The following is a 25,492-nucleotide window of genomic DNA, read 5'->3' on the forward strand; positions in this document are numbered from 1 at the left end:
TCCCGGCCATCGTTTCCTATAGCCGGACCCCCAGCGGGGCCCGGCTTTTTTACGGCCGGATCACGGCTGTTCAGGTGACCGGTGACTGCTGCCCTGCACCAGCCGGACCGCCTCCTTCACCCGCCAGCCAGCCGTCTCCAGCATCGCCAGCGCCGCCGCCGCCTCGCATCCTGTTATTTCCCTTACCAGGCGTACCGCACGATCCTTGAGTTTCACATTGCTCGCATTCAGGTCCACCATCAGATTGCTCACCACCTTGCCGGTGTGCACCATGGCCAGGGTGGTCAGCGTATTGAGCACCACCTTGGTGGCCGTGCCAGCCTTCAGTCGCGTGGAGCCCGTGAGCACTTCCGGCCCCGTATTGACCCTCAAGATGCGATCTGGAGCGTGCTTCGGAGCCACTTCCAGCGCGGGATTGAAGCACAACATGGCCGTGACCGCACCAAGCCGGCGGGCCTCATGCAAAGCCCCCCAGACAAACGGTGTGCGCCCGCTCGCAGCAATCCCCAGCACCACATCTCCACGACGGACGCCGCGATAGCGCACCGCATCCGCACCTGCCGCCGAGTTGTCCTCCGCCCCCTCCACCGCCGACCAGATGGCCCGCCGGCCACCGGCCATGATTCCTTGAACCTGATCCGGTGGCACGCGAAATGTCGGAGGACACTCGCTGGCATCCAGCACGCCCAGCCGGCCGCTGGTGCCAGCGCCCACATAATAGAGGCGCCGCCCCGCCTTGAAGGCGCGCACCGTTTGCTCAACCAGCCACTCCAAGTCCTCGGCCACCTCCAAGACCGCCGCGCAGGACGCTTCACTCTCCCGGATCATGAGGCGCACCGCCTCTGAAAGCGGCATGGTGTCCAGATGCATGGAAGCAGGATTGCGCTGCTCGGTGGGAGACTTTGCCAGTGAAGCCAGAGCGACTACCTCCACATCGCTAGTCAACGGCGCAGCGCCTCGCGGACGAAGTGACTGCCCGGTCTGCAACAAGGGAGCCCGTGATCGGGCCAGTGCCACCGCCCCCCACACGCTTTCGCGGTCCAGGGGACGAATGCTTGATTGGGGTCGATGAATAGACAGCAGGCTGGACACTTCACCAGAAAAACGGGGCTGTTTGAGAAGCGTGCTCCCCGCCAGGATGTATTGCACCTTGGCGTCAGCATGCACCAGATGGTGCGTGCATCGGGCCGCCATGTCGGCAAGCTTTTGCGCAGCATCGTGCACGAGCTGAGTGGCCAGATCGTCACCCCGGCCCGCCTCAGTGAAGACGGTGATCGCCAGCCGGGCAATCTCCTGTTTCTCCGCCTCCTGGGTCCACGGGATCAGATCATCCGGATGATTCAGCAACAGAGCCTGCAAGATGGCCTCACCCAGGGCCGGGAACCGGCCGTTGACATCATGCTGGTACACCACCGCACGGAGAGCCTGGAGCGCGATGTCTGAGGCGCTGCCTTGGTCGCCTAAAATGTGCCCCCGCCCTCCCACTTTCACCACCCTTCCCTCGGAATTCCGACCATAGGCACAAGAACCAGTTCCACTTAGCAGAAGCACACGGGCCTCCGCATCATCCGGCCAGTCGCCAGCGGCCTCCAGGGCGGTCTCAAGGTCATCAGTTGCCAGAAAGGGTGTGTCGGGCCAGATGCCTTGAACCAGATTCACGACCCTCCGCCGGTCGTCTTCATTGCGCAACCCCGCGAAGCCGCCGCCAATGGCGGAAGGAGCGATGGTGAGCCGGTCACGAATCGACTCAAACAGGTGAATGAGCTCTGCGGACGTGGCCAGCCGGATGTTGGCCGGCCCGAGATCGAAGCGATCGATCACTTCATTCTCACCTCGGACCGAAAGCACCGTCGTGTGAGTGGCTCCGGTTTCAATGCCCAGCCAGACAGGACCTGGCAGGCGGCTCGCAGCAGTGCTCATGGGTGTTCGGTGGGCAACTAGCCCCATAAAGATACGCCTTCTGGAGGCGGAGCAACCGTGAAAAACACAGCCCCTGGTGATCACGGTCATCAATTCAGCCTTAGAGGGTTAGCACGAGACCCTAAAACCCCGATAGAGGGTGAAAAACGCTGAAGATCAGCACGATCCAGCGAGGACGGCGGCCCTGGGCAATTCTGAGAAAGTTCGGAGACGAATGCATCGAATTGCAGCGATCTGAGAAACTTCAGGCCCTCGGTGCGGCACTGTCCGTGGAGGCCGCCTTGCCGAGATCGGACTGCCAAACCATCGCCAGGGAGAGCACCTCCTGAGAGTCGACGCCGGTGCCGATAAAGGCGCGGCCTTGACCACCGTTGACTAGCTCCAGCATGGCGGCCGTGACTTGGGGAGTGACCGCAATGGGCAACGTACTCATAGCCATGGGAGTGATCGGCCAGGTGACGGCGGCAGCAAACGCCTCGTGAGCCTCCGAGGCTTCCATGTCCGCCAGCCCATGAGCGATGGTGGTGGCCATCTGAGCGTCGATGTAGGTGGCAATGGCTGGCGTGGACATGGGGCGAGTGTAATGGCCGCTGCATGGGCTTTGCAAGCCTCTTGCAGCGGCCGTGCATTGAGGGCCTATACGGTGCAGGCGGCGGCGAGCTGGACCAACTTGGTGCGCTCCGAGGTGGCGGGTGCAGGCGTCTTGCGGATGATGATCTCCCCGAAGGTCTGCTTGCCCTTGGCCTGGGCCTGGTTGAGCGCCCCGTTGCGTGTCTTCACGGCGGTGGTGTGCCAGCCGTGGAAGAGGCGGCGGTTCAGTGGCGAATCGTCGACTGTGACGATCCAGTCCCCTTTCAGCTCGGCCACCTGGGCAGAGAACTTGGTCATCTGGGCCTCGTTCCAGCCATCGTAGCAGTCGACGTCGCTGACGGTGTACGGTGGGTCCATGAAGAAGAGCGTGCCTGGGGCGTCGTACAGGCGCAGCATGCGCTCGTAGGACAGGTTCTCGACGCTCACACGGTCAAGGCGAGCACTGAGGTCCCGGATGGCTTGCTGCACGTTCTCACGGCTTCCTGTGGCGGCACCGCCGCTGGTGCGGGAGACGCCGTAGCTCGTCATGGAGGTCCCGAAGCCGATCTTGTTGCGGATGAGCCAACGGGCCGAACGCTGGAGATCCGTGAGGCCTGGTTGAGCAATGAAGTCCTTGAGGTTCTGACGGGCGTTGAGCGTCCACTGGAGCTCGGCGATCAGGGCCTCGGGATGGAACTGGACGCAGCGGTAAAGCGTGACCAGATCGCCGTTCAAATCATTGACCACCTCGACGGTGGACCTTGATTTTGCGAGGAGTACTGCGAGGCCACCAGCGAACGGTTCTACGTAAGCGGTGTGCTCTGGCAGTGGTAGGAGGTGCTTGAGCAGGCGGGATTTTCCGCCTGCCCAGCGGATGAGCGGTTTGGTGCGTTGCGCGGTCATTGGGGCGACTGACGCAATTCGAAGACTGACGTTCAATGAATGATCTATCGACCAAACCACTTTGTCAGGTGGTGCAGGGCATCTTTGGTTTTCTTAAAGATTGAAATCCCTGCGGTAGGTCCTGCACTGCTTCCGTTTGTGCTCCCTGTGGTAGGTCCTGCGCTGCTTCCTGATGTCGTGTCATCCGCCTGGAGCTCAACGTACGCTTCCTCCATTTGTTCAAGCAGCTGTTTGAGCCGTGTCAGCGTCTTACGGACGTCAGAACGATTTGCGGAATGAACTCCCATCATTCCTGTCTTTTCAATGGGTTTCGTTAGCAGATCATTGATCTTCTCGACCCCGAAGCCATCCACTTGTTCCAATTTGAAGACTTGTGGGGCAAGCGCATGGAGCCAAGTGCGTTGCTGACAGATCAAGACCGGTAGAGCTGTTAATAGTCCTGCAAGCTGTGCATGCCTAGTCTGCTGCTTCATGAATCTCAGGTTGGAGCTGTACTCAAATTGCTGAAATATAAGCCCGATGAAAAGTATGATGAAGGCGTAGGCCGCGAACTGCGCATTTAGGGAGCCAAAGATGTCACCAAATTGGCCCACCTCAGCCAAAGTCACAGTTTCATCGGCTTTAACTGCTTCCCCACCAGCGTTTGAGATCGCAATTTCCTGTTTGAATTTTTTGAGTCGATCCAGAGTCACCGAGGGGTGGGAGGTGGTCATCCAGTATACCAGAATACCAATCGCCATGAGCGACAAACTGTAGAGAACACTGTGCCTTTGATGGTGCCTTTGATTCATGGAGGCACCTATCATGCAATTTTGGCGTTCGCAATAGCCGTGAAACTTTCGTTAAACTGCGAAACGCAGCCTAGGTTTACTCCACCGTGGTCTTATGGGCGAGGGCTTCGACCTCGGAGCGGTCGAGGCGGAGGCGGGCCTTGGGCTTGGTCTGCTTGGCCGTGAGGAGTCCTTCCTTCACGTAGCGGTAGACGCTGAACTGAGAGCAGCCGAGGATCACGGCGGCCTCTTTGGCCGAGATCTGGGGCAGCTTGGGGACGGGCTTCCCGGCCTTAATCACCCAGGCACCATCGCTCCGCTGGAGGGCGATGGTGGGAAACTGAAATTCAAGCTGTGATCCGGGGACGGGCATCAGAGCAAGGTCAACTGTGGGTCAAGGGCTTTGCGCTGTTGCTCCGTAAAGTGTGCAAGCGCCTCTTGATAGCTGTACGCACGATAGACACCCTCACGGCCGCGCTGATCGCCCGCACCGTGCCACACCGTGATGAAGCCGAGCTGGAGCAGCTCCGTGGTGCGTGGGCGAAACGTGAGGATATCCATGTTGGCTTTGGCCGCGATCTGACGGGTCGTGCCGGGGCCGTGTTGTTTCCACGCCTCATAGACCGCCAACCGCAGCTCACTGAGGCGAGACTGGAGGCTCTCCCACGTTTCGATTGAGTAGTCGATGGCGGTGTCCATATCAGAGGTCGTGGTATTTGAAGCAGGAGTCGAGGTATTCGAACTCGATGCGGGTGACGGTGGTTTGCGGGCTGCAGCCCTTGTGGGTCTTGCAGAAAAAGGCGATGAACTCGTCTGGTGTCATGTCTGGGAAACCTTCACGGGCGGTTTCGTTCGGTCGGTTGAGCAGGGCTGAAAGCGGCTCCCGGATGACGCTGATGATCTGGATCCGGCCGAGCTGCACGTGCTTCTCACCCTTCTTGAGGCCCATGCCCTTTTCGATGCCCATCACGATATCACCCGCCTTGAGGTCAAGCCACCCGAGGCGACGGGTGACGTCTTTGGTTCGGGCCTTGAACTGCGGCGTCGTGAGGGCGAAGGACATGCGCTTCATGGCTTGAGTGCCTCCTTGGCTTCGCGGTTGGCTGTAGTGACCTGCTCGAACTCTTCGACGGCCCGGGCGTACTGGGCACGGAGGACGGCGAGTGCCTGGTCCCACGTGAGCTCCCCTGCGGGTGGCAGGTTGTTGGCAGCGGCGATATCGACATCGACGCGGAGACGGAAGGTGCCCCAGTAGAGCGAGACACGATTCTGACGCAGCTCATCGGCCAGCGGAATGGGTTCGTGAGGTGGACGGGGCATGGCGGTCTATTTGCGGAGTTGCTTGAGCTTTGCCTCCAGGAGCTTGATGCGGCTCTTCTGGCTTGTGGGCGATTCGTTGGCCAGGCGTAGGGCCTCGAAGATGATGGAGGGCTCGTTGGTGTGAGGGAGGCTGGCGCGGCAGTCGTCGACGCTGGTGTGGACCAGGGCGAAGGCGGTGTGCAGGCCGTGCTCAGCGAGCACGCAGGCAGAGCAGAGGTCTGCCTTAACCCAATGGCAGGCCCTGCCATTGCGGTCGGTGCAGCCATGGCAATCCATGTCGGTGCAGTGGCAAACGCGGCACTGCCTCGGAGTGGTGAACTCGTGGCCCAGGAAGGCAGCGCGAGATCCGCAGCACATCGGAGGCTTGGTGTCTGGGAAGACCTTGGGCACGTAGAGGTCCGATTTGCAGACGCGGCAGAACCAGTGAATGCAGTCGTACTGCTTGATGGGCTTAGGCTTGGCCATGGGTGGAGTTCCTCCTGTTTCTGATGGTGTACATGAGCTGCCAGGTCTGCTTGGGGCTGGCCTGGGCGATGGAGCACTTGTAGGTGCTCATGCAGATGGCCTCGGCATAAGCTCGGTCGAGACCGGCCTTGGTAAGCTCGCTGTCGAGCTTGTGAAGGGCCTGGCGCTTGGGGTCGTTCTGGGCGCGCATGGTGCTTGCAAAGGCCTTGCCGCTGTCTCCAGCGAGAGACTGGAAGTGAGCCAGCAAGACGAGGTAGTCACCGTTGGTGGCCTCACTGATGCGGCGGCCACAAGCGGCAATGGATTCGCGGCCGCGCCAGTCGGCTTCCTTCTCGTCAGTGAGGTCCAGCTCCTTGGCGCGGGTGTAGCCCTTCTTGGCCCACTGTGAGAGTGTGGCCTTTTGGAGATTGGTGAGGGGCTTGCTCAGCGTGGGGATGGGTTTGGGCATGGCGTGTGCGGGTTTGAGAAACCACTAATTGACGCTGATGAACGCTAATGGTCAGCCGTCGATGATCATCTTCAGTGTAGCTGCGAGGGCTTGGTCATCGTCACTCATGAGGTCTTGGGTGTCTGGGTCTTCGCAGACCTCGATGTAGTGACGGACGAACTGCTTCACCTGGCTGCGAAGTTCGCTGGTGAACTCCGGGCTGTTGGTGACGCGGTCTCTGACCTCGTCGTAGTAGTCATCCGCCCGGAGACGAGCCGTAGGATGAACTGTTTTGGCCATCAATAAGACGTCAGCCAGGGTTTGCGTCCCGATGCCCGCGAAATAGCGGAGAGCTGGGCTGGTGGCAAAGCGACGAAGGACACGGGTAGCAGCGTGGGTAACATCAGTGTTGGACATGGCGTGGCGTGGGTGGTGGTGGTGAATGAGTGATGGAGCAGCTCCGGGGAGCTGCTCCAGTGAGGGTCAGGATTCGAGAGAGGTCTCGCCCAGGGCGCTGAGTTCGCAGCCCACTACAGCGAGGCCCATGAGGCCGTAGTCACCGAGACTCTTGACCGTGGTCTTGATGGCCTGGGCGGCCATAGCGATCTTGGCCTCTGCTTCCGGTCCCATCTGTTTGATCTGAAACTGGAGGGCGGCGAGTTGGAGTTCTTCTGTGGTCATGGCTCAGGGGTTGGGAAGGTTGACTTTGAACAAGGGAGCGGTGCGACGTTGGTGGTGCTGCTCCTCCAGCACTTCCGCACGGCCGTCGTAGAGGGCGCGGAGACGGGTTCGAGAGGTCACAACCCACAGGAGAGCGGACCAGTGGGCGAGGATCAGGGCGATGAATCCCCAGGTCAATCCAGCGGGTGCCTCGGAGAGGAGGCCGCAGAACTGGCGGGGCCATTCCCACAGGCTGTCGGCCTGCGGGGCCTCAGCGGGCACGGTGGCCGCGCTGAGGTTGGGTGGGGCGTCCATGATGATGTAGAGGGGTTCCTCTGCGACATCCATGGGCGGCATGGTGGTGGTGGCGTTGTCGCCACCGAAGGCGATGAGAGCGGCCAGGAGCAGTGTTTTCATAGGCTTTGCAGTGGGCTTGCGGTTGAGGTTGCGGTTGAGGTTGCGGTGATCAGGCGGTGGCGACGGCGGGCTGGACGATTTCCGGTTGAAGGTCGAGATCGATCACGAACTTCTCTTCCTGAGTGACCTCCACGCCCATCGCTGAAAGGTCTGCCTTCAACTCCACCAGCTTGGTCTGGTCTCCGGACTTTTTGCAGAGTTCCTCCGTGGCCCGGTACTCGATGATGATGGCTTCCTTGTTGATCTCCTCCTTCGTGCGGACAAACTTTTTGACGTACTTCACGAAGGCCTTCACTGCGGCAAGAAACCCCTCCACGGTCTGCTTCTTCTTGGTGCCAGTGGGACGAACGAAGGTCACCGCAGGCGGTGAGGTGTGCCAGCCGATCTTGTGGCCACCGTAGAGCTCCACCTTCTGGCGCTTCTGAAACAGTTCGGGGTGACCCTCAGCATACTGCATGAGCACGGTCTCATGCGCGTCCCTGAACGCGACGATAGGACGCGCTTTGTCGTCATATTTCTTCTTCAATTTCTCCACCAGTTTGGCGGCCTTGATTTCAAGCGCCTCCACCTTGAGGTGGGCCTCAATGTAGGAGGCCAGGCTGGCGCGGGCCTGGGCCTCGGTGGGGACGATGGCGGCGACGGTGCGAGATGTGGTACGTGTGCTCATGTGGTATGTGGCGTTATAGGGTGATGGGTTACTCGGCGGTCATGAGGACGGCCTGGATCAGGGCAGTCACGCGGATGCGGCCTTCCTCGGTGAGGGTGTGGAAGTCACCGCGATGGGTGGCAATGAGGCGGTGACGGTGCAGGGACTGACGGACGGCTCCGAGCTCGGCCTCGCTCATGCCCAGCTCCTCCAGGAGCTGGTCTTCGCTCATGCCCCGGCTGTGTTGAGCCAGGGCCACGAGCACCAGGCTCGGAGCCACGGTGATCTTGGATGCGTGCAGGTATTGTAGGAGAGCGCGGGTGCCGTTGAGCACCTGCTGGGCTCCTGGCATTTCGGCGGGATCGTATTCGATGGGCATGGCGTGGCTTGGGTGGAGAGTTAGCGGAGGCACTTAGGACGAGAGGCATCACGGCGGCGGCGTTTCACAAGGCGAGCGTGCATGCGGTAAAAGCGCCGGCGGGTGATGCGCAGCGCGAGGTGGTGCTGCTGGCGCTCGGGGTAGTCAGCGGGCAAGGCATTGAAGCCTGCTTCGGCGAGGGCAAGGGTGTACTGGAGAGCTTCGGTGACGTTCATGGCGTGGCGTGGTGATGGGTTCCAGGAGTCTTAGGACGGGTCTTCCAGGAGGCGGTAGTTCCGCACCAGGTGCTCGTGGGCGAGCTGGAAGGCTTTGGTCGGGGTCTTGGCCCCTTTGGTCATCAGCTCGCGGGCAATGCGGATCTGGTGCCACAGGGCACGCAGGCGGCCGTGGTGGGTGACGACGGTGGTGGCCAGGTCGAGCAGCTCGGCGACGGCCTCGGGCCAGACGCGGGTGAGCAGCTCGCCAGCGGCTTCCTCGGCCTTGTCCTTGAGGTCGGCCTTCATGCGCACGCCGACGCGGCTGAACTGCTGGTCGTTCTCTTCAATGGCGTCGAGCAGCTCGGGATTGCCGACCAGGGCAATGGGGCACCCGGTGGCATCATGGAAATCGAAGAGAGCCTCCCGGCCCACCCGGGTGAGACGATGGGCGTTGTCGATGATCAGCATGCGGCCGGACCCCTTCAAACGTTCCACGAGGAACGAGCCGCGATTCCCGTCACGCTTGCGGCGGTAGGCGCTGGTGTCGATCTGACGCCAGATGGCGGTGATGATGCCGTTGGTATCTGAGCCACTGAAACGGCTCAGCGTGATCTGGAGGCTCAGCGGGGTCTTGCTGGTGTAGAGCTGGATGGCGCGGCTCTTGCCCACACCCGCGTCGCCGAAGATCAGACCGACGTGAGAGTTCTTGCGGATCAACTCCAGGGCGTTGTGGACCTGCTTGGTGACCAGCGTGGGAAAGGTCTCGATCTCCTGGATGACCAGGGCTCGCATTTCATCGAGCTTGATGAGGTCGCGGATCTTGAGCTCAATGCCGCCGACGTCGCCCTCAAAACGGTCGCTGAGGTAGCGGCTGACCATGGCCTCAGAGGCGTCGATGCGTTTGCCGAGGTCCTTGAGGGAAAGGCTCTCGCGGTCCTTGTACTTCTGGAGCTGCTGACGCAGCAGCTGGTCGATGGGCTTGACGCGGTCGTTGGCGGGCGTGGCGGTGGGCGGTGTCATGGCGTGGCGTGGCGTATGAGTTGAGGAAATTACAGGTCGAAGATGCTGCACCCATCCCCAGCGTCCGGGGCGGGAGTGGTGGCCGGAATGATCATCACTGGCTCCTCGTCGAGGATGCTGGCGGCCTCGCGGGCGGCGGCCTTGCGCTTTGTCCTGGCCTCGTGCTCCTTGGGTGTTACGGGCAGACCCTTGATGACGCGGTCATTGTGCTCCTGCTGCTCGGCACGCTCGGCGGCCAGGGCCTCGGCACGGTGGGCGACGGGAGCCTCGACATCGGCATTCATCTGGCTGACGCGGCCCATGCGGCTGATGACGGCAGCGTGGTCAATGCGGGTGCTGGCGACAATGCGGTGGAGCAGGCCGATGGCCGCGCCTGTGGTGTCGCAGCACAGGGCGATATCAGGAGAGAGCGGATTGGAGAAGATCATGAACTGCTCACCCGGGCGGAGCATGATATCGCGGCCTGTGGAGGTCTTGGCGTGGGCGTCGTAGCGGAGGATCTCGCCGCCGCCGTAGACGCGGATCTCGCGGTCCTCGACATGGCGGACATGAGCCATACGGCCTGGCAGGATCTGATTCCAGGTCCAGGGCGTGAGGCGGGTCAGCTTGTGCTTTCCTCCATCCCACACCTCACGGGGGCTGAGGTTACGGATCTCAATGAGCTTGTCCTTCTGGGCCTGGCTGGCGAAGGCCATGGTGATCAGCTCGGCCCTCTCGGGTGGGAGCATGAGGAGCTGCTGCTGCATGTCCTCAATGGGCACAAACTGGTCGTCTCCCCACTCGGGCAGGCGGTAGAGGGTCTTGGTATGGCCGAGGGTCTTCCAGCCCTCCAGCGTGTGCCAGTGGCGGTCACGCAGGGCCTCCTTGAGATCGACCATCAGGCTCATGAACTGGGCCTCGGTGAGGACGGGCAGCTTGAGCAGGTGCCAGCGTTCCTGGGGCACCTTCTTGAGCAGCTTCTCCACGTAGGAGATGATGGCCTTCTGCTCCTCCGGGGATTCCTCACGGTTGCGGCCCGTGGCACCGGGAAGGGCGGCGATCATGTTTCGCCAGAGGTTGAAGACCGATTCACGTGATGCCTTGAACCGGAAGTTGCCCTTGGCAGGACCGTCGTAGATGAGGCCTTTGAGGGCGCGGTTGTCCATGCCGCCCTTGTCGATGATGATCTTCTTATCGGTCGCGGCCAGGAATCCCTCGGCCAGCTCATTGCGGACCGTGGCGGTCCCACGCTCGACAATGACATGGGTGCCGAGGTCGGCCCGGTAGCCGTTGGTGGAAAAGTGGGTGAGGATCATCCAGAACGCGTCCTCTTCCTTGAGGCCGAGTTTGGAGCCGTCCTCCTTTTCCAGACGGGGCTGGAATCCATCCATGATCTCGTAGCCGCTGAAGAAGTCGAGCAGGTTGAAGGACTGGGGGCGGGCCACCTGGCCGTTGGACCAGGCGACATTGATGTCGTGGTACTGGTCATCAATCATGAGGACCTGGCCGACGTCCAGGCCGACGCGGGTGGTGTACACCTTGGAGAGCAGAGCCTTGGCCTTGCTGCGCCCCTGGCGGGCCAGGGTGCGCTCCACCTGGTCAGGGAGGTGCTTGGTCAGGTTCTCATAGCTCCACCCGCGAGGGTGCAGGCATCCGGGCTGGTTGGCCGGGGGCTCGCTGTAGCCAGGGATGACCGAGGCGGTATTTCCTCGACGCCACTGGCGCAGACGGTCCATCAGGACGCGGTAGGTCTGCTTGGCTCCGCCATTGCGCTGGAAGCGCTCGTACTCGCCCTGCCAGTAGCTGATGAAGGCCGGGGGCAACCCGCGCACATCACCTTCCCCCAGGTACTTGGCGTACTTGCGCTTGTCGATGAGGCCGAGCACGCCCTCCTTTTGGTAGGCATAGAAGAAGCGGGTCAGCGTGGCCTGGCTCACGCCCCAGGCCTGGGCGAGGGTGCGGGATTGCGTAGTCCATCCGCGCCCAATGGCTGTGAGCTGCTCCATGCGGGCAGTCCAGAGCTGGACATGGGTGCGGGCCTCGGGTGGGAGGCATGAAGCGGTGATGGTGGAGAGCATGAGAGTGGGAGCGGTTGAGGCGATGCGATCAGGCAGCGCAGGCGATTTGTTTGGCGGCGGCCTCACGGGCGGCACGGCGTTTGCAGGCAAAGCGGAGGGAGACCCAGGCCCCACGTCCATGGCGCACGCCTGCGACATTGAGCAGGATGTCTATATCCCGCTGGTCGAGCTGGCAGAGTTCGCGGAGATAATCCTCATCATCCATCTGGCCAAGACGCAGGAGCTGACCCTCGGCAGCAGCAGTGACCACCTCAACGCGAGGTGGAACCTCACTCCCAAGGATGACTGGGACGGACAGGGCGCGGAGGTATTCTGCCGCTGCTGGATCTTGAGCGATCTGCTGTCCTGCCATATCGCTAATGCGGATCTCGGGCTTCCAGCGCTGATCACAGTCTTCCAGCTTGGCACTCAGGGCCTGCATGGCGTCTTTGAGGCGCTTGGCCCAGGCGATGAACTTGAGGATGCCGTAGTCGTCGTCAGTGCCGCCCCGGGTGAGGTAGGCGCAGTACTCGAAGCCGTTGTGCAGGACTTGAATGTGGTAGTCCATGGCGTGGGTCGTGGGGGTGGTGGCGTGGCTTTGCATGGCGTTTGCAAGTGGGTTGACTGTGGACAAAACGGTCAGAGGTCTGCGGCGATGTAGTGGCCCCGGGAGGTGCGGGTGATGAAGTTTTCCAGGTAGAGGTTCTGGAGGATGTTGCTGACCTTGATCTTGTCGGCCCGGAGGATCATGACGATATCCTGCGAGCAGACTGGGATGCGGCTGGAGCGCACCACGGCCAACACTTGCCCCACGAACCCACGCGGCCCGAGCCGCCGCCTGTTTTCGTAAGCCGCCTCACTGAGCAGGCTCCGTCTGGAGCGGCGGGGTGCCCGGGCGATGGCGACATGGACGGTTGACTCTGCCTCGCGGCAGATGCGGGACTGAGACCAGATGGGGTCGGTGATCATGGCGTTATTTCCCTTCTCCTTTCGTGGGTTTGGGTTTCTTGACTGGGGGGAGCTTGAAGTCCTTGCCGGGGCCTTCGTAGCCGACGTGGCAGCCCTTCCCGTACACCCGGGTCCAGGCCTCGCGCTCGGCGGCGGTGACCAGGATGTGGATGTTGCCGGGTGCTCCGGTGGGGGCGTCGGGCGGCCAGGTCACGAGGACCTCAGTGGTGCCCATTTCCTTGATGGCGGTCGCGGCGTCCTTGAGCGTGGGGTGCTGCTTGGTCTGCGCGATGAGAGCCTTGGCCTCCTCGTCCAGGATCTGCTCCCGGGCCTCTGTCTCCCGGGCCTTGGCATCCTTGGTCTTGCTGGCGTGCATGGCCTTGGCCATGCGCTCCTTGGCCGTCTGCACCACGCCGAGCCAGTTGGTCAGCTCTTCTTCGAGGTCCTCAATGGACACGTGGCCCGTGATCTTCTGGTTGGGGTCACGGGCCAGGGGCAGGCTGTAGACCAGGGTTTCCCACTTGGTGATATTCTCGGTGCGGAGGCCGATCATGTGCTCGGTCACGCTGCCGAAGTAGCCCTGGGCCTGCTGCTCCGGGGTCTCGATGGGCTTGGTGGAGTTGCCGCCCTTGTGCCGGTCCTTGTCGAGGTTGGCTCCTGCGTCCTTGCGGGCGATGCCCAGTTCCTGCATCACCTCCTTGGCCGTCTTCCCGTCCGTGAGGTTCTGCACGGCGGCGGTGATTTCCTGCTGCTCCGCTTCGGTGAGGGAGGACAGTGGAGCGGTGAGGAGTTTCTCCTCCAGCTTCTCCAGCATGGGGATGCGCTTTTTTGAGCCCTCCGCCATCAGGATGTACTTGGTGGCGGTGTCATCAGTGATGCCGACCTCCTGCTGTACGAGCTCGCCCCAGGAAATACCCGACGCGTTCGGGTTTTTGCGTCCCCGGGTCTCCCCGAGGTTCTTTTTGAGCCGCTTCAGTTCAAGGCCCATCAAGATCATGAGGCTGGAACCAGCCGTCAGGTGCATCTTGATGTGGCGGTAAAGCTTGCGGACGCCTTCGAACTCCTGGGACAGGGCAACGGTGGCTGCGGGCTGGGTGGTGAGTGAGCTAGTCATGAAGTTAGGGCTGGGTGTCTTGAAGGCTTAGGGGCAGTTCCATTTGCAGGCGCTCTGCATGGCGGAAGTGGGCAGCGGCTACCTCGCACTTGGAGGCGAACTCGTGATCCTCCCGGAGTTGCCTCGAAGCCTCTTCTAGGATTTCCGCCCGCTCCCCCAATGACGGCACATCGGGGAGGTGCTTGAGGGCCAACCGAATCAGTTTGCCAGTGGCGTTCATGGTTGGATTTGAAGGTGGGTTGCGATGCGTGCCCTCAGATGGGGACAAAGCTCAGTGTCGATTGCCCATCGCACTGAGTTCCGATGGGAGCCCAGTTCCTTCGCCAGCTTGGTGATGCTGGAATCCCGGTCGATCAGGGCTTTGCGGACAGCCTTACCAAATTTTGATTGGCGGCTCTTTTGTGCTGTGTTAGGGTGCGCCATAGTGCTCTTGCACTATGCAATAGCACACAGTGCTATTTCGGCAAGACTAAAAATGACACACAGATGGATTTTTCTGAGAGGTTGAAGGCGCTACGGACCCGTTTGGGTCTCACACAGAGGGATTTTGCAGAAAAGCTGAAGCTCAGTGTTGGTTATGTGTATCAGCTTGAGGCTGGGAAACGTGCACCGAGTGAGAGTCTCCTCGTGTTGCTCGATCTCATTGAGAAGGAAGCGGCGGCAACGCCCTCCCCACGTAGCAAAATGCGGGATGCTCGCGAAGCCAAAGGGTGGACGATCAGAGACCTGTCCAAAGCCACCGGATACGCCGTGGGGGTGCTTCAGGCCATGGAGGAGGCTTCAGGGCGTGCCAGTGAGAAGATGATCAATGCGATATCGACCGCATTGGGCATTCCAGTGGAGGATCTGATGCAAGGCTCTGATGCGCCCAAGATCATCGACGAGACTGGCCGCACTGGCACCATGGGGGCGATCCCCAATCTCCAAGTGCCGCCTGGGACAACGGCCCGGATCATCCCCCACTTGTCCTTTGCCCAGGCCGGGAAGATGGAGGCCTGTTGGGAGGATGGCGGCTATGAGTACGAAGGGCGTGTCGCTCTGAATGTCAAAGACCCAAAAGCGTTTACTGTCGAGATCCGAGGGGATTCGATGGAGGACAAGATTTCCCCAGGCGATACCATCATGGTCTATCCCAGCAAGGAGCCTCGCAATGGAAGCGTCGTGCTGGCCCGCCTGACTGACGACGCTGGGGGGGATGTGTTTTGCAAGCTCTACACCGCTAAAAACCAGGGCAAGGAAGTGCTTCTTACCAGCTTTAACCCGGCTTACCCTCCGATGGAATATCGTCGGGAGGACTTCCGTTTTATCTATCCCGTTGTCGAAGTCAGGAAACCCTTAACCTATTGAATGTCCGCTATGAGCGATTCCAAGACGTTGTATCAGGTCCACACCGGCTCAGAGGAGCTTGGCCCGTTCACTCTCACGCAGCTGCGGTCCATGTGGAAGGCTGGCCAGTTCACTGCTGACTCCAATTGCCGCGTGGCGGGGAGGGATCAGTGGTTTCCCTTGATGCGGGTTGCCGAAAGGCAGCCATTCTTTACGCGGCTGAGGATCGTGGGGTTAACACTTATCGCGGGCGTGGTCACTCTTTACGGGCTGGCGTTTTGGCAGAACAACACTCGCGAAATGGCGGTGGCGGCGACACTGGAACGGTTTCCCAATGAGTATGTTTTCCCGGATGACCCCCTGGCACTGCGGTTTCGTGCATATGTACTTGAGAGGATGGCAAAGAGCATCGTCCGCAACGCGCCGTTCATGGGGGGGAATGTGCGCCCCGTTCATAGGCTTGCCGCTCAGGCGGTATCGTTGGCAAAAGACATGGTGGCGACTGCTGATGAATTGGGCGTGCCTGCTGAAGGCGTGAATGTGGATGATGCACAAAGAGAGGCAATCGAGCAAAAGGCATCGCCAACGAGCGACTTCATGTACCCATTGAGGGAAAAGCGTGTGGAGTTGATCAGAGCGCAAAATGAGCTGCTGAAGCAACTGAAGCAGCGCTGATTGCCAAACGGCCGCCAGTGTGCGATAAGGCGGCCTGAAATACTGAGTGCATCCCGACAAGTGCCCCTGCTGGGCCTGTCTGGATGCACTTTTCTTTTGCGGATCATGCGGCTTTTGCGGGGTTGTTAGACCCTCGTACCAAGTGGGGTTAAGAGGCGGGCGTTCCACCGAACGTCCCACTTCAACCCACGCCGCCCATGCCGCCCAACCTTGATTCGTTTCCCCGCCGTCGTCAGGACGCCCCGGCTCCTGAGCCTTCCTTTGCCACCCTTGAGCAGGTGGCCATCCAGAAGCCCCAGTTCCTCCAGGGGCACATGACCAAGCTTGGCCTGGTGCTCACGGGTCTGAGTTTGATCGGCGGCCTCTTCGGGATTGTGGTCCCGGCTGAGGAGTTGAAGGCCCTGGCCAAGACGGCCTCTGACAACTGGGGGGTGATCGGCACGCTCGTCGGTCTGGCCCTGGCCGCCTACGGCAAGATCCGGCGCAACTGGCGTCAGGACAATCTCGCTCAAATCATCGAGCCTGGCATCGACCCCTATGTGGAGGAAGGCCGGGCCTCACAAGGTTCCCCTGCGGACATCAGCGGGAAAAGCGCGGCGGCGGACGGTGGGCCAGGCGTGGCGCGCACCGTCGCCGCGCTCCTGCTGGCAAGCTGCTTGCTGAGCAGCTGCGCCACGCAGAACTCGCCCATTCAACAGGCCATCGCGGATCGCATCCGGGGTGCCCTGGTGGTGCCAGAGTCGGGGCTCGTGGGCGGCATTGGTGCCAGGGCCTTGGGTGGGGCGGTGCCTACTACACCTTTTCAGGCGTTCTTTGCAGCGCCCTTGCAAAGTGGTGCCAACCTCAACCAGGGGGTGCAGCCGTGAAAGGTGTTGTTTCCTCTCTCTGTCTGCCTGTCCTGCTGGCGTCCTGTGTGGTCCAGGGCGAGAAGATGCAGCGGCCTGATCAGTCCAGCTACACTTACTTCTATGGCCAGCTGGGCGGTGCGGCCAACGCGACCAGCTCCTCGGGTACATCGATCACAGCGGACCTACAGAAGTCCTTCCAGGACTTCCTCGCCATGGTCGGCGTCTCGGTCGCCGCCTGGTCACAGGCTGCCATCGCCAAGGCCAAGGAGATCTCAACCCAATACCAGGCGGGACAGCTCACGAAGCAACAGGCCCAGAGCCAAATGCATGCCCTCCAGATGGCTGAGTTGGCCAGCAAGGAGCGCATGGCCCTGACGCCCGTCACCGCAACCCCACTCCCCTGAGCCATGCCTACTCCTACCGTGAATCAACGCATCTATGCCGAGGGGCTCAAATACATTGGGGTCAAGGAATGGCCGGGGCCGAAGACCAACCCGCAAATCGCGGAGATGTTCCGCCTTGCGCCCGACTGGCTGGACCAAGACGACAGCAAGACTGCCTGGTGCGGGATCTTCCGGGGTACCGTGGGGCACCTCACGGCCACGGGTGTGCCTGCTGAGCACTACCGGGCCGCCAACTGGCTCAACTGGGGCGAGCCGGTGAAACTGGATGATGCCCGCCAGGGTGACACCGTGGTCTTCAGCCGCACGGGCGGCAATCACGTGGCCATCTTTGACCGCCTGGAAGGCGACAAGGTCTGGGTCCTGGGTGGCAACCAGGGCAACGCCGTCAGCATCGCCCCCTATGCCCGCTCCCTGGTGCGCGGGGTGAGGCGGTTCAAGGAAAGTAAGTGAAGCGCCTCAACCTGACCCCGATTCGAGCATGATCATTCCACCCATCTACATCGCCCCCTTCCTGGGCATCCTCTTCCTGTTCCTGGTCGACTTCGGGACGGCGCTGCTGCTGACATGGCTGTGCACCGTGGCCGTGGTCCACTTCGTGGAGGAGGTGCAGGGGGAGCTCTGGACCTACTTTGGCCGGATCTCAGGCAACCGCCTGGTGGAAGGCTTTGGGTTCATCGCAGGTGTGGTCTTGGTGGTGTTGCCTGCCCTGGGGCTCCAGGTGGTGGCCTCCTGGCTGACCTTCCGGCATGGCCTGCTCGCGCCTGACCCGGTGTGGCTGGGTGTGCTGGTGGGAGCCCTGGTGGGGGATGCCCTGGCATCCCATCTCTTGCTGGTGGCCCAGGGGCACACTCCCAACCCCGGCATCGGCAGTGCCCTGGTCTATGTGGTCCAGGGGGTCATGCTCACGGCCCTGTGCCAGCCCACCATTGCAGAGCATCCCTGGCTCGCAGGTCTCGGCTTCGCGGCCGGGGCGGGCTTCTTCGCCTCCGTGTTGCCCCTCATGCGGGCCACGGCACGACTGACCGCCTGAAGGCGGAACTCCAACACTCAACACGACTCCCACGCTCCCACGTATGTTATTTCCGCTACTCGCCGAGACCTTGCCCCAGACGCCCCCTGTCGATTCAGGCTTCTTCAAAGACTGGATCTCCATGGCGGTATTTGTCGGGGGGCTGGCTCTGGCCATCTACGGTCGGTTTGCCAGTCGCAAGGTGATGGTAGAGCCCAACCCTGTGCAGGTGCAGGTGCAGACTGCTCCCGTCTATGCGACCAAGGAGCAACATGAAGACCTGGCCAGGCGGATGGACCGCTTTGAGGCGAAGTTCGACAAGGCTTTCGAAGACCTAAAAAAGTCCCGGAGCGAGGATATTCAGAACCTCCACCGTCACCTGGATTCGGTGGTCAAGACGGTTGAGGAGCATTCCAAGGACGTCTCTCGCATGCACCAGGACTCGATCAAAACGGCGTTCGACCGGATCAACGAAGTCTCTGAACAGGCCAGCAAGACGGAAGGCGTGGTCGAGATGCTGAGACAGAAAGGAGCCCGTTCGTCATGAGCAATGCCAAAGCATCAGGAGAGCTGATCAAGGAAGTGCGGCGCATCTTGAGCGCCTTCCCGACTGGGAAGCGGGCCACGGCCCAGTGGCTGGCTGGCAAGATCAACAACGACACGCCCCTGGTCACCGACGAGGACCTGGTGAACGCCGCCCTGCTGTGGAACCAGGGCAAGGGTTATGTCTCTTACACCCACAACGAGGAGATGGACCAGGACGAATGGATCCTGACCGAACGCGGCCGGAAACAAGAGGGATTGGCATGAACCATGTCTACCAGGAAACCACGCGGAGACGCGAAACTCAAGATGCTATCAGACGAGCTCCAGGAGGAGATCTGGGAGCGTCAGAACAAGTCCACGCACGCTGCGGTGTGCAAGTGGCTGGCCGAGGAGATGGACGTCTGCACCTCGGTGGGTGCCTTGTCGGACTTCTATGCCTGGTTCTCGCTGCGACGGGATCTGCGGGAAGCGGACACGGAGATCACCGGTCTGATGGATCTCATCAAGGAGCGCGGCTCCAGCCTCGACTTGCAGCAGCTCCAGGAGCTGGAGCAGGCCCTCTTTCTGCTGCGTGCCCGGAAGAGCGGGGATTGGAAACAACAAAAGGCAGCGCTGGAGCTGGTGATCAAAGCCCAGACGGGAAAACGGGAGGATCGCAAGGTGGCGCTCATGGAGCAGAAGGTGGCCCAGGCCGACAAGGCCAAGGAGCTGCTCGGCGACAAGGCGCTCACTCCCGAGGAGCGGGATCGGAAGATGAAGGCGGTGTTTGGAATCTCATGATGAAGTCTCCATTAGATCTCTTGCTGCCCTACCAGCGGAAGTGGGTGGATGATGAATCGCGGTTCAAGTATGGGCTGTGGTCCCGTCAGACCGGCAAGGACTTCTCCTCTGCGGCTGAGATCGTGCGTGACTGCAAGCTGCGAGACAAGACGACCTGGATGATCGCTGCACCGTCTGAGCGGCAGTCCCTGGAGACGCTGGCAAAGTGCAGTGAGTGGTCTGAGGCATTCGACCTGGCCAGTGAGGGCATCCGTGAAGAGCGTGATGGTCCCGAGGCGCTGCTGAAGCAGGGCGAGATCAAGTTTGCCAACGGCTCCCGGGTGATCGCGGTGCCTGGTCGGCCAGACACGGTGCGTGGCTTCAGCGCCAACGTGCTGATGACTGAGTTTGCGTTCTTCGAAGATCCTGACGCGACCTGGCGGGCGATCCTGCCATCCATCACCAACCCGCTGAGGGGTGGCGAAAAAAAGGTGCGTCTCATCACCACGCCCAATGGCCAGGGCAACAAGGCACATGATCTTTGGACCAAGGAAAACTCCACCAAGCACAAGTGGAGCAAGCACAAGGTCACCATCCATGACGCGGTGGCCGCTGGTCTGCCCGTCGATCCCGAGGAGCTGCGGGCCATGCTGGATGATCCCGAGGGCTGGGCACAGGAGTACGAGTGCGAGTTCCTGGATGCTGCTGGGGTGCTGCTGTCCTACGAGCTGATTGGTTCCTGCGAGGCACCGGAGGCCACGACGACACAGCCTGATGCATTCTGGGCCGCCCGCCCACAGTTCCCGCTCTATGCTGGGTGGGACTTCGCCCGAAAGAAGGATCTCTCCGTCCTGTGGACGGCCCAGAAGATCGGCCCGCTCCTGGTGACCAAGGAAGTGCTGGTCATGCGAGGCATGAGCACCCCCAAGCAGGTGGAGCTCGTGAGTCACCGCCTGAAAAACATCACGCGCCTGTGCCTGGACTACACCGGAGCGGGTGTGGGCGCGGGCGATCTCCTGGTGGAGAAGTTTGGCGAGTGGAACTTCGACAAGCACCAGTTTGGCAAGGTGGAGCTGTGCACCTTTACCGACTCCCTGAAGCGTGACATCTTCCCCAGCCTGAAGGTGGCCATGGAACAGCGTGGCCTCCTCGTACCAGGCACTCGTGAGATCCGTGAGGACTTGCACTCCATGTATCGGGTGGTGACAGCGGCGGGCAACGTGACCTACCGCGCTCCTCACTCCCCCAATGGGCACGCGGACCGTTGCACTGGACTGGCTCTCTGCCGTCGTGCTGCGGGTACTGGTGGAGCTGTCGGCGGCATGCAGTCTGTGAAGTCTGCGCGTCCTCGTGAAAGGAGGATGGCAGCATGATTGTTTCATCGCACATTCCAAGCCACAGAAACGGCCGCTGCTGCGTCGGGGCGAATCACCGCCCGAAGACCGGGCGTTTCGCCACGCGCCAAAATGCAAGGCCCTTGCAAGCGAATGCAAGGCCGTTGGGACGGTCATCCCATCGACCAAGGCAACTCGTGATCAGAAAGGGGGGCGTGAGCCATGTCTGACCGTCACCAAAGTGGACTGATCAACAAGCCTGCCACGGGCAATGCGGCCAGGCAGTGGAAGCAGACGCGCTACAACCCGTTGCGCAACTGCACGCCCGCCACGCTGAGCCGTGATCTCGACATGTTCGAAAGCGGCTGGGTTCGCAATGCTGCCTTGCTCTGGAATGCCATCATCGACCGCGATGACATGGTGCGCACGGTGGTGTCCAAGCGCACCAAGGCGGTGGCACATCGACCGTGGGACATTGTGCTGGTGGAAGAAGACAGCCCGGAGGCGCAGAGCCACAAGGATGCGCTGGAGACGTTCTTCAACCGGCTCACGGTGACCGATTGCCTGGACCTCAATGTCCGTGGCGGGTTCAGCTTGCTGGTGCGCCAGATGATGGGCGCGCAGATGCACCAGTATGCGGTGCATGAGATCATCTGGAAGCCGGGCCGCGAATTGCAGGCCGAGCTGAAGTTTTGCCCACTGTACCTTTTCGAGAACACCGAGGGCAAGCTGCGCTACACCGGGCCGATGAGCCAGGCGTCTGGCATGGAACTGGATCCAGATGGGTGGATGGTCACTGTGGGCGAGGGTCTCATGAAGGCCATCTCGGTCTGCTGGATGTTCAAGAAACTCTCATTGGCCGACTGGCTCAACTTTAGTGAGCGATTCGGGATCCCGGGTGTGCATGGCACGACCAACGCGCAGATCGGCACCCCTGAATGGGATGCGTTCGTCACTGCCCTGGAGGAGTTTGCCAACGAGTGGGTCATGGCCTCCAGCACAGGCAGCGAGGTGAAGCTGATCGAAGCGGGCAAGACAGGGGAAGCCCCGTTCCGCCCAATGGTGGACCGCATGGATGCGGCCATCGCCCGCCTGGTGCGTGGAGGTGACCTCTCCACCATCAGCCGCACGGACGGTGTGGGAGCCAGTCTGCAGGGCGAAGAATCGGGCATCCTGGAGAAGGACGATTGCGAGCTGATCTCCGACACGCTCAACATCCAGCTGACCCGCCAGGTTATTGCCTATGTCTTTGGGCCTGCGGTTGAGCCGCTGGCTTACATCAAGATTCAGCCCACTCCCGACCAGGACAACCGGGCGGAGATGGAGATCGACAACCACTTTGAAAAATTGGGCATCCCGCAGTCCAAGGCAGATATCGCCGAGAGATACGGCCGTACGCTGCCGGACGAGGGCGACGACCTGGCCGGTGAAGCGGGCAAGGCCCAGGCAGCGAGTGTGGCTGCTGCTGTCACAGCTGCCGCCCCTTCCACTACTGTGCTGGCCAATGAGGCCCCTGCTGAAGAGCAGGCCCTACGTGAGGCCGTGGTCACTGACCTGGCTCCGATCTATGCCGCCATCGCCAAGATCCTGGAGGCGGATGACGACCAGGACCTGGAGACACGTCTCCGCGAGCTGGACGGCAAGTGGGATGAGATCACCGAGGCCGTGCTGGATGGCGAGGCCACCGAGGCCGCCCTGAGCCGCATCCTGGGTGATGCCTTTGTTGAGGGCTTGAACCCTGTTGCAATCACCCGGGAAAACCTCGCCACCAAGACCAACCCTTGATACCGATCATGCACACCCGTCTTCTCACCGCTGCTGCCAGCCTGCTGCTCCGCCTTGTCTCGATGTTCCGTGCCGCGCCTGGTCGTGTGGCAATGGCCAATGAAGCCATCGCCAACGCCCTCCTGGGCGATGCCGGGTTCGAGGTGGTGGACCAGGGGCATCTGTTCGTGCCTTATGGCAACTACGCGCACAAGCTGGGGGAGCAGCGCTTTGATCAGGCGGCGGCCCAGCAGCTCGTCTCGAATTTCAACAAGCCCTGGTCCCGTATCAAGCGTTTGGCCAATGTGGGCACGCCTGTCTACATCGGGCATCCTGACGTGCCAGGGCAAGGCCACCTGTATCCCGATGGCAAAGCCTATGCCTGGATCGAGTCCCTCCAGGCTGAAGCCACGGGCCTGCGCATCGTGCCCAAGTGGAGCAAGCCTGGGGCGGAGATGATCGCCAACGCCCACTACCGCTACCACTCCGTGTACTGGGACGCCATGCCAGACGGCAAGGGCGGCTACCGCCCCGTCTACCTCATTTCCGTGGGCTTGACCAACACGCCCAACATCCCTGTGCCCGCTCTCGCCAATGAGGCGGACAACACACCCACCAACGAAATCGCACCCATGAAACTAAGCCCTGAGCTGCTCAAACTGCTGGGTCTGGCTGAGACCGCCGATGAAGCGGCCGTCATCCAGGCTGTCACCAAGATCGTCGCCGACCTGGCCGCCCTTAAAGATGCCAAGACTGGCGCTGACCAGGCAAAGAAAGACGCGGAGGTCGCGAAGACGGACTTGGAAACTACCAAGACGGGTCTGGAAAACGCGGTCAAAGCCGCCCGCTCCGCCCGCATTGAGCTCGCCCTGGACCGCCTGGTCACTGAGGGCCGCGTGCTCCCCGCTGAGCGGACCGCAGAGTCCACCCGCCTGCTGGCCCTCGCCAACGATGCCGCCATCGGCACCGAGCTGGAGACGCTCGGCAAGGCCGACCCCAAGCTCAAGACGAAGAGCCAGACGACCGAAGCCGCCGCCCGCCGTGCAGAGGCCTTGCAGCCGAAGACGGACCCGACCCGTGCCCAGGCCATCGCCAACGCGGTGCAGGTGGAGCGGGACATCCTGGAGCGGACCTACCCAGGCAACCCCAACAACCACGCGCAGTCCTTCACCAACGCCCGCAGGAAGCATCCCACCGTTTTCCAGCCGCAGACGGCCGCCTGATCAGGTGGCAACACGACGGCACGGACCGCAACCCAGAACCCACAGAACCCACCCACATGAAATACACGATGAAACAACTACTCGTGGCTGTTGCGACCGCTGTCGTCACAGCCGGTGACCGCCTGTTTGGCGGACGGCCCCGCCACGGCGTGGCCATGGCCAATACCTATGAGGAGGCAGTCGGCACGCATCACAGCGCCGTCGACCGCAAGGCGGAGGCCGCCATCACCACCCGCCATCTCCTCTACAAGAAAGGGACGGCGGACAACCAGGTCTCCGCCTGCGGAGCCGCTGAAATCCCCCTGGGCACGGTGGACAACATTGTCGATATCGATGAGCGCGTGAGCGTGCTCCTGCTCGGCAAGGGGTCCACCAAGAAGATGGTAGCCTCCGAGGCCATCACTGTGGGCGAGCAAGTCTTCACCGCCGCCGCTGGCAAGGTGCAAGATCTGCCTGCGGGTGCTGGCACCTACTACGGGGTCGGCACGGCACTCACTGCGGCGGGTGCAGACGGCGACCTCATCGAGGTGCAGGACTGCGTGCCTGTGAAGCTGGTCGTGACCTAAGCCCCAACCAATCAACTGCCGAGAGGGGAACGCCACCTGGGATCAGGCGTGACAGTCGGAGAGACGGCAATGGTTCAACTTCAAATTTCCATTCCATATGAAACAATCTTTTTATCTTGGTCCTGAAATGACGGCGTTCCACAACGCCGCCCCGGCCGACCTTTTCACCATGCGTGCAGGTATGATGTACGCATTGACCGACGAGACACTCGGCACCCTCCATGGCTTCGCCAACGACGCCAACCTGGACGCCGCCACGCTCTCTGAGCCGCTGCAACAGTTCATCGCCACCATCGTGGATCCGACTGATTTGCTCGGCACCCTGGAATCCCTGGCTCCCTCAGTGCCAGCGGCCCGCCGCTTCAGCTACCGCACGCATTCCAACAAGGAAGCGTTCATGACGGATGACGATGATTCTGACATGCGTCAGATCGGTGGAGACTTCAAGACGGTCGACGCCAAGGGTGATGATGCGAACGGCAAGACTCACAACAAGGGTCTGGCCATGGTCATCGATCACGATGAAGGTGGCGAGATGCCGGAGATCCAGCAGCGGGCCGTGGAGAGCCTGCGCAACCGCCTCCTCCGCACCGAGATCATCCGCGTGCTGCGCATCCTTGATGCCAACGACAGCAACACCGGGGTGAACTGGGGACCGACCAACGCCGCTCGCGATCCAGACGCTGACCTGTTGAGTCTCGTGGACGGTTCGGGAGACAAACGTGGCTTCAATCCGAGCCTCGTGGTGCTGGGTGGTGGAGCAGCTCTGAAACGAGTGATCGCCCTGCGCACCAAGACCGCGCCGGATGAAGTGGGTGCCCGTCTCACCGACGAGCAGCTCGCCGACTTCCTGAAGGTCGAGCGGGTGGTCACGCTCAACGCTCGTCGTCAGTCGACGGTGTCGACGAAAGCCAAGCTGCTGGGTGACGTCGCGTTCGCCTACGACGCTCGGAAGGGACTCAGCAAGGAGGATCCGTCCAACATCAAGCGCTTTGTGACGCCGACTACGAGCGGCCCGATGAGGGTGCACGTGATCCCGAAGATGAAGCGCACCCTGGTGGCCGTGGAGCACTACAGCGACATCATCTGCACCAGCGACGTCGGCATCGAGAAGCTGACCGTCACCTTCAACTAAGCCTGTTCTGCCCGGTTCATCGGGCCTGCTGACACCAGACAAGGGGCGTGGCTGCTCCGCTGCACTGCGCCCCTTGTCTTCTCTTCAACTGTTGATTCCTGCATCCTGACC

Annotated in this window: 36 protein-coding genes; 14 read left to right on the plus strand and 22 right to left on the minus strand. The window is 61.5% G+C overall.

Features of this window, described 5'->3' with window-relative positions; translation table 11 throughout:
- Positions 1-60 precede the first annotated feature (60 nt).
- The 22 genes from murQ to VSP_RS24640 form a co-directional block, all read right to left on the minus strand.
- Positions 61-1,920, minus strand: a complete 1,860-nt coding sequence (gene murQ, locus VSP_RS39990; RefSeq protein WP_009964027.1) for an N-acetylmuramic acid 6-phosphate etherase — start codon at positions 1,918-1,920, stop codon at positions 61-63.
- Between the two features lie 244 nt (positions 1,921-2,164).
- On the minus strand, positions 2,165-2,491 hold the full coding sequence (locus VSP_RS24540) for a hypothetical protein (RefSeq protein WP_009964028.1): 327 nt from the start codon (positions 2,489-2,491) through the stop codon (positions 2,165-2,167).
- Between the two features lie 65 nt (positions 2,492-2,556).
- Positions 2,557-3,393, minus strand: coding sequence for a DNA adenine methylase (locus VSP_RS37275; RefSeq protein WP_009964029.1), 837 nt, complete (start codon positions 3,391-3,393; stop codon positions 2,557-2,559).
- A gap of 44 nt (positions 3,394-3,437) precedes the next feature.
- Positions 3,438-4,133 carry a hypothetical protein gene (locus tag VSP_RS24550; protein WP_156346286.1) on the minus strand — a complete coding sequence of 232 codons (696 nt, stop codon included), beginning with the start codon at positions 4,131-4,133 and terminating at the stop codon, positions 3,438-3,440.
- 127 nt (positions 4,134-4,260) lie between these two features.
- Positions 4,261-4,536, minus strand: a complete 276-nt coding sequence (locus VSP_RS24555) for a helix-turn-helix domain-containing protein (protein ID WP_009964032.1) — start codon at positions 4,534-4,536, stop codon at positions 4,261-4,263.
- Complete coding sequence (locus VSP_RS24560) at positions 4,536-4,862, minus strand: hypothetical protein (RefSeq protein WP_009964033.1); 327 nt, start codon at positions 4,860-4,862, stop codon at positions 4,536-4,538. The genes VSP_RS24555 and VSP_RS24560 overlap by 1 nt, the downstream gene beginning before the upstream one ends.
- Position 4,863: 1 nt before the next feature.
- Entirely contained in the window at positions 4,864-5,226 is a 363-nt protein-coding gene (locus VSP_RS24565) for an ASCH domain-containing protein (protein ID WP_157211269.1), read from the minus strand.
- Between the two features lie 5 nt (positions 5,227-5,231).
- The gene (locus VSP_RS24570; RefSeq protein ID WP_009964036.1) at positions 5,232-5,483 is read right to left on the minus strand and encodes a hypothetical protein; all 252 of its coding nucleotides are present in this window, start codon (positions 5,481-5,483) and stop codon (positions 5,232-5,234) included.
- A gap of 6 nt (positions 5,484-5,489) precedes the next feature.
- Positions 5,490-5,948: a hypothetical protein gene (locus VSP_RS24575; RefSeq protein ID WP_009964037.1), complete on the minus strand. Its 459-nt coding sequence runs from the start codon at positions 5,946-5,948 to the stop codon at positions 5,490-5,492.
- Entirely contained in the window at positions 5,935-6,396 is a 462-nt protein-coding gene (locus tag VSP_RS24580) for a hypothetical protein (RefSeq protein ID WP_009964038.1), read from the minus strand. The genes VSP_RS24575 and VSP_RS24580 overlap by 14 nt, the downstream gene beginning before the upstream one ends.
- A 51-nt stretch (positions 6,397-6,447) precedes the next feature.
- Complete coding sequence (locus VSP_RS24585; RefSeq protein WP_009964039.1) at positions 6,448-6,792, minus strand: hypothetical protein; 345 nt, start codon at positions 6,790-6,792, stop codon at positions 6,448-6,450.
- Between the two features lie 66 nt (positions 6,793-6,858).
- Positions 6,859-7,056 carry a hypothetical protein gene (locus VSP_RS24590; RefSeq protein ID WP_009964040.1) on the minus strand — a complete coding sequence of 66 codons (198 nt, stop codon included), beginning with the start codon at positions 7,054-7,056 and terminating at the stop codon, positions 6,859-6,861.
- A gap of 3 nt (positions 7,057-7,059) precedes the next feature.
- The gene (locus tag VSP_RS24595) at positions 7,060-7,452 is read right to left on the minus strand and encodes a hypothetical protein (protein ID WP_009964042.1); all 393 of its coding nucleotides are present in this window, start codon (positions 7,450-7,452) and stop codon (positions 7,060-7,062) included.
- Between the two features lie 49 nt (positions 7,453-7,501).
- The gene (locus tag VSP_RS24600) at positions 7,502-8,119 is read right to left on the minus strand and encodes a host-nuclease inhibitor Gam family protein (RefSeq protein ID WP_009964044.1); all 618 of its coding nucleotides are present in this window, start codon (positions 8,117-8,119) and stop codon (positions 7,502-7,504) included.
- Between the two features lie 28 nt (positions 8,120-8,147).
- A complete protein-coding gene (locus tag VSP_RS24605) occupies positions 8,148-8,477 on the minus strand; it encodes a helix-turn-helix domain-containing protein (protein WP_009964045.1) in 330 nt (109 codons plus the stop codon).
- 20 nt (positions 8,478-8,497) lie between these two features.
- A complete protein-coding gene (locus VSP_RS24610; RefSeq protein ID WP_009964047.1) occupies positions 8,498-8,692 on the minus strand; it encodes a hypothetical protein in 195 nt (64 codons plus the stop codon).
- Between the two features lie 30 nt (positions 8,693-8,722).
- Positions 8,723-9,694 carry an AAA family ATPase gene (locus VSP_RS24615; protein WP_009964048.1) on the minus strand — a complete coding sequence of 324 codons (972 nt, stop codon included), beginning with the start codon at positions 9,692-9,694 and terminating at the stop codon, positions 8,723-8,725.
- A gap of 29 nt (positions 9,695-9,723) precedes the next feature.
- Positions 9,724-11,751, minus strand: coding sequence for a hypothetical protein (locus VSP_RS24620; protein WP_009964049.1), 2,028 nt, complete (start codon positions 11,749-11,751; stop codon positions 9,724-9,726).
- Between the two features lie 28 nt (positions 11,752-11,779).
- Positions 11,780-12,334 carry a hypothetical protein gene (locus tag VSP_RS24625; RefSeq protein WP_009964050.1) on the minus strand — a complete coding sequence of 185 codons (555 nt, stop codon included), beginning with the start codon at positions 12,332-12,334 and terminating at the stop codon, positions 11,780-11,782.
- A 35-nt stretch (positions 12,335-12,369) separates the two neighbouring features.
- Positions 12,370-12,699 carry a hypothetical protein gene (locus tag VSP_RS24630; protein ID WP_009964051.1) on the minus strand — a complete coding sequence of 110 codons (330 nt, stop codon included), beginning with the start codon at positions 12,697-12,699 and terminating at the stop codon, positions 12,370-12,372.
- 4 nt (positions 12,700-12,703) lie between these two features.
- Positions 12,704-13,792 carry a hypothetical protein gene (locus VSP_RS24635; protein WP_009964052.1) on the minus strand — a complete coding sequence of 363 codons (1,089 nt, stop codon included), beginning with the start codon at positions 13,790-13,792 and terminating at the stop codon, positions 12,704-12,706.
- 4 nt (positions 13,793-13,796) lie between these two features.
- On the minus strand, positions 13,797-14,012 hold the full coding sequence (locus VSP_RS24640) for a hypothetical protein (RefSeq protein ID WP_009964053.1): 216 nt from the start codon (positions 14,010-14,012) through the stop codon (positions 13,797-13,799).
- 266 nt (positions 14,013-14,278) lie between these two features.
- Here VSP_RS24640 and VSP_RS39995 point away from each other — a divergent pair, with 266 nt between their 5' ends.
- From VSP_RS39995 to VSP_RS24715, 14 genes are all read left to right on the plus strand, one after another.
- The gene (locus tag VSP_RS39995) at positions 14,279-15,139 is read left to right on the plus strand and encodes a helix-turn-helix domain-containing protein (protein WP_009964054.1); all 861 of its coding nucleotides are present in this window, start codon (positions 14,279-14,281) and stop codon (positions 15,137-15,139) included.
- Positions 15,140-15,148: 9 nt separating this feature from the next.
- Entirely contained in the window at positions 15,149-15,793 is a 645-nt protein-coding gene (locus tag VSP_RS24655; RefSeq protein WP_157211038.1) for a DUF4339 domain-containing protein, read from the plus strand.
- Between the two features lie 197 nt (positions 15,794-15,990).
- Positions 15,991-16,659 carry a hypothetical protein gene (locus tag VSP_RS24660; protein WP_009964056.1) on the plus strand — a complete coding sequence of 223 codons (669 nt, stop codon included), beginning with the start codon at positions 15,991-15,993 and terminating at the stop codon, positions 16,657-16,659.
- On the plus strand, positions 16,656-17,045 hold the full coding sequence (locus tag VSP_RS24665) for a hypothetical protein (RefSeq protein WP_009964057.1): 390 nt from the start codon (positions 16,656-16,658) through the stop codon (positions 17,043-17,045). The genes VSP_RS24660 and VSP_RS24665 overlap by 4 nt, the downstream gene beginning before the upstream one ends.
- 3 nt (positions 17,046-17,048) lie before the next feature.
- Positions 17,049-17,495: a TIGR02594 family protein gene (locus VSP_RS37285; RefSeq protein WP_009964058.1), complete on the plus strand. Its 447-nt coding sequence runs from the start codon at positions 17,049-17,051 to the stop codon at positions 17,493-17,495.
- A gap of 28 nt (positions 17,496-17,523) precedes the next feature.
- Positions 17,524-18,075, plus strand: a complete 552-nt coding sequence (locus VSP_RS24675) for a hypothetical protein (protein ID WP_009964059.1) — start codon at positions 17,524-17,526, stop codon at positions 18,073-18,075.
- Positions 18,076-18,118: 43 nt separating this feature from the next.
- On the plus strand, positions 18,119-18,601 hold the full coding sequence (locus VSP_RS24680) for a hypothetical protein (RefSeq protein ID WP_009964060.1): 483 nt from the start codon (positions 18,119-18,121) through the stop codon (positions 18,599-18,601).
- Positions 18,598-18,864 (plus strand): hypothetical protein, encoded by a 267-nt coding sequence (locus VSP_RS24685; RefSeq protein WP_009964062.1) that lies wholly within the window; start codon positions 18,598-18,600, stop codon positions 18,862-18,864. The genes VSP_RS24680 and VSP_RS24685 overlap by 4 nt, the downstream gene beginning before the upstream one ends.
- Before the next feature lie 3 nt (positions 18,865-18,867).
- Positions 18,868-19,380: a hypothetical protein gene (locus tag VSP_RS24690; protein WP_029190730.1), complete on the plus strand. Its 513-nt coding sequence runs from the start codon at positions 18,868-18,870 to the stop codon at positions 19,378-19,380.
- Complete coding sequence (locus VSP_RS37290) at positions 19,377-20,732, plus strand: terminase large subunit domain-containing protein (protein ID WP_053332385.1); 1,356 nt, start codon at positions 19,377-19,379, stop codon at positions 20,730-20,732. Before VSP_RS24690 ends, VSP_RS37290 begins: the two co-directional genes overlap by 4 nt.
- A gap of 183 nt (positions 20,733-20,915) precedes the next feature.
- On the plus strand, positions 20,916-22,478 hold the full coding sequence (locus VSP_RS24700; RefSeq protein ID WP_009964065.1) for a phage portal protein family protein: 1,563 nt from the start codon (positions 20,916-20,918) through the stop codon (positions 22,476-22,478).
- Between the two features lie 8 nt (positions 22,479-22,486).
- Positions 22,487-23,680, plus strand: a complete 1,194-nt coding sequence (locus VSP_RS24705; RefSeq protein WP_009964066.1) for a phage protease — start codon at positions 22,487-22,489, stop codon at positions 23,678-23,680.
- A gap of 68 nt (positions 23,681-23,748) precedes the next feature.
- A complete protein-coding gene (locus tag VSP_RS37295) occupies positions 23,749-24,246 on the plus strand; it encodes a capsid cement protein (RefSeq protein WP_232289507.1) in 498 nt (165 codons plus the stop codon).
- Positions 24,247-24,343: 97 nt separating this feature from the next.
- Complete coding sequence (locus VSP_RS24715; protein ID WP_009964068.1) at positions 24,344-25,381, plus strand: hypothetical protein; 1,038 nt, start codon at positions 24,344-24,346, stop codon at positions 25,379-25,381.
- The last annotated feature ends 111 nt before the right edge of the window (positions 25,382-25,492 follow it).

This window comes from Verrucomicrobium spinosum DSM 4136 = JCM 18804 (genome assembly GCF_000172155.1).
In the GTDB taxonomy this organism is placed as follows: domain Bacteria; phylum Verrucomicrobiota; class Verrucomicrobiia; order Verrucomicrobiales; family Verrucomicrobiaceae; genus Verrucomicrobium; species Verrucomicrobium spinosum.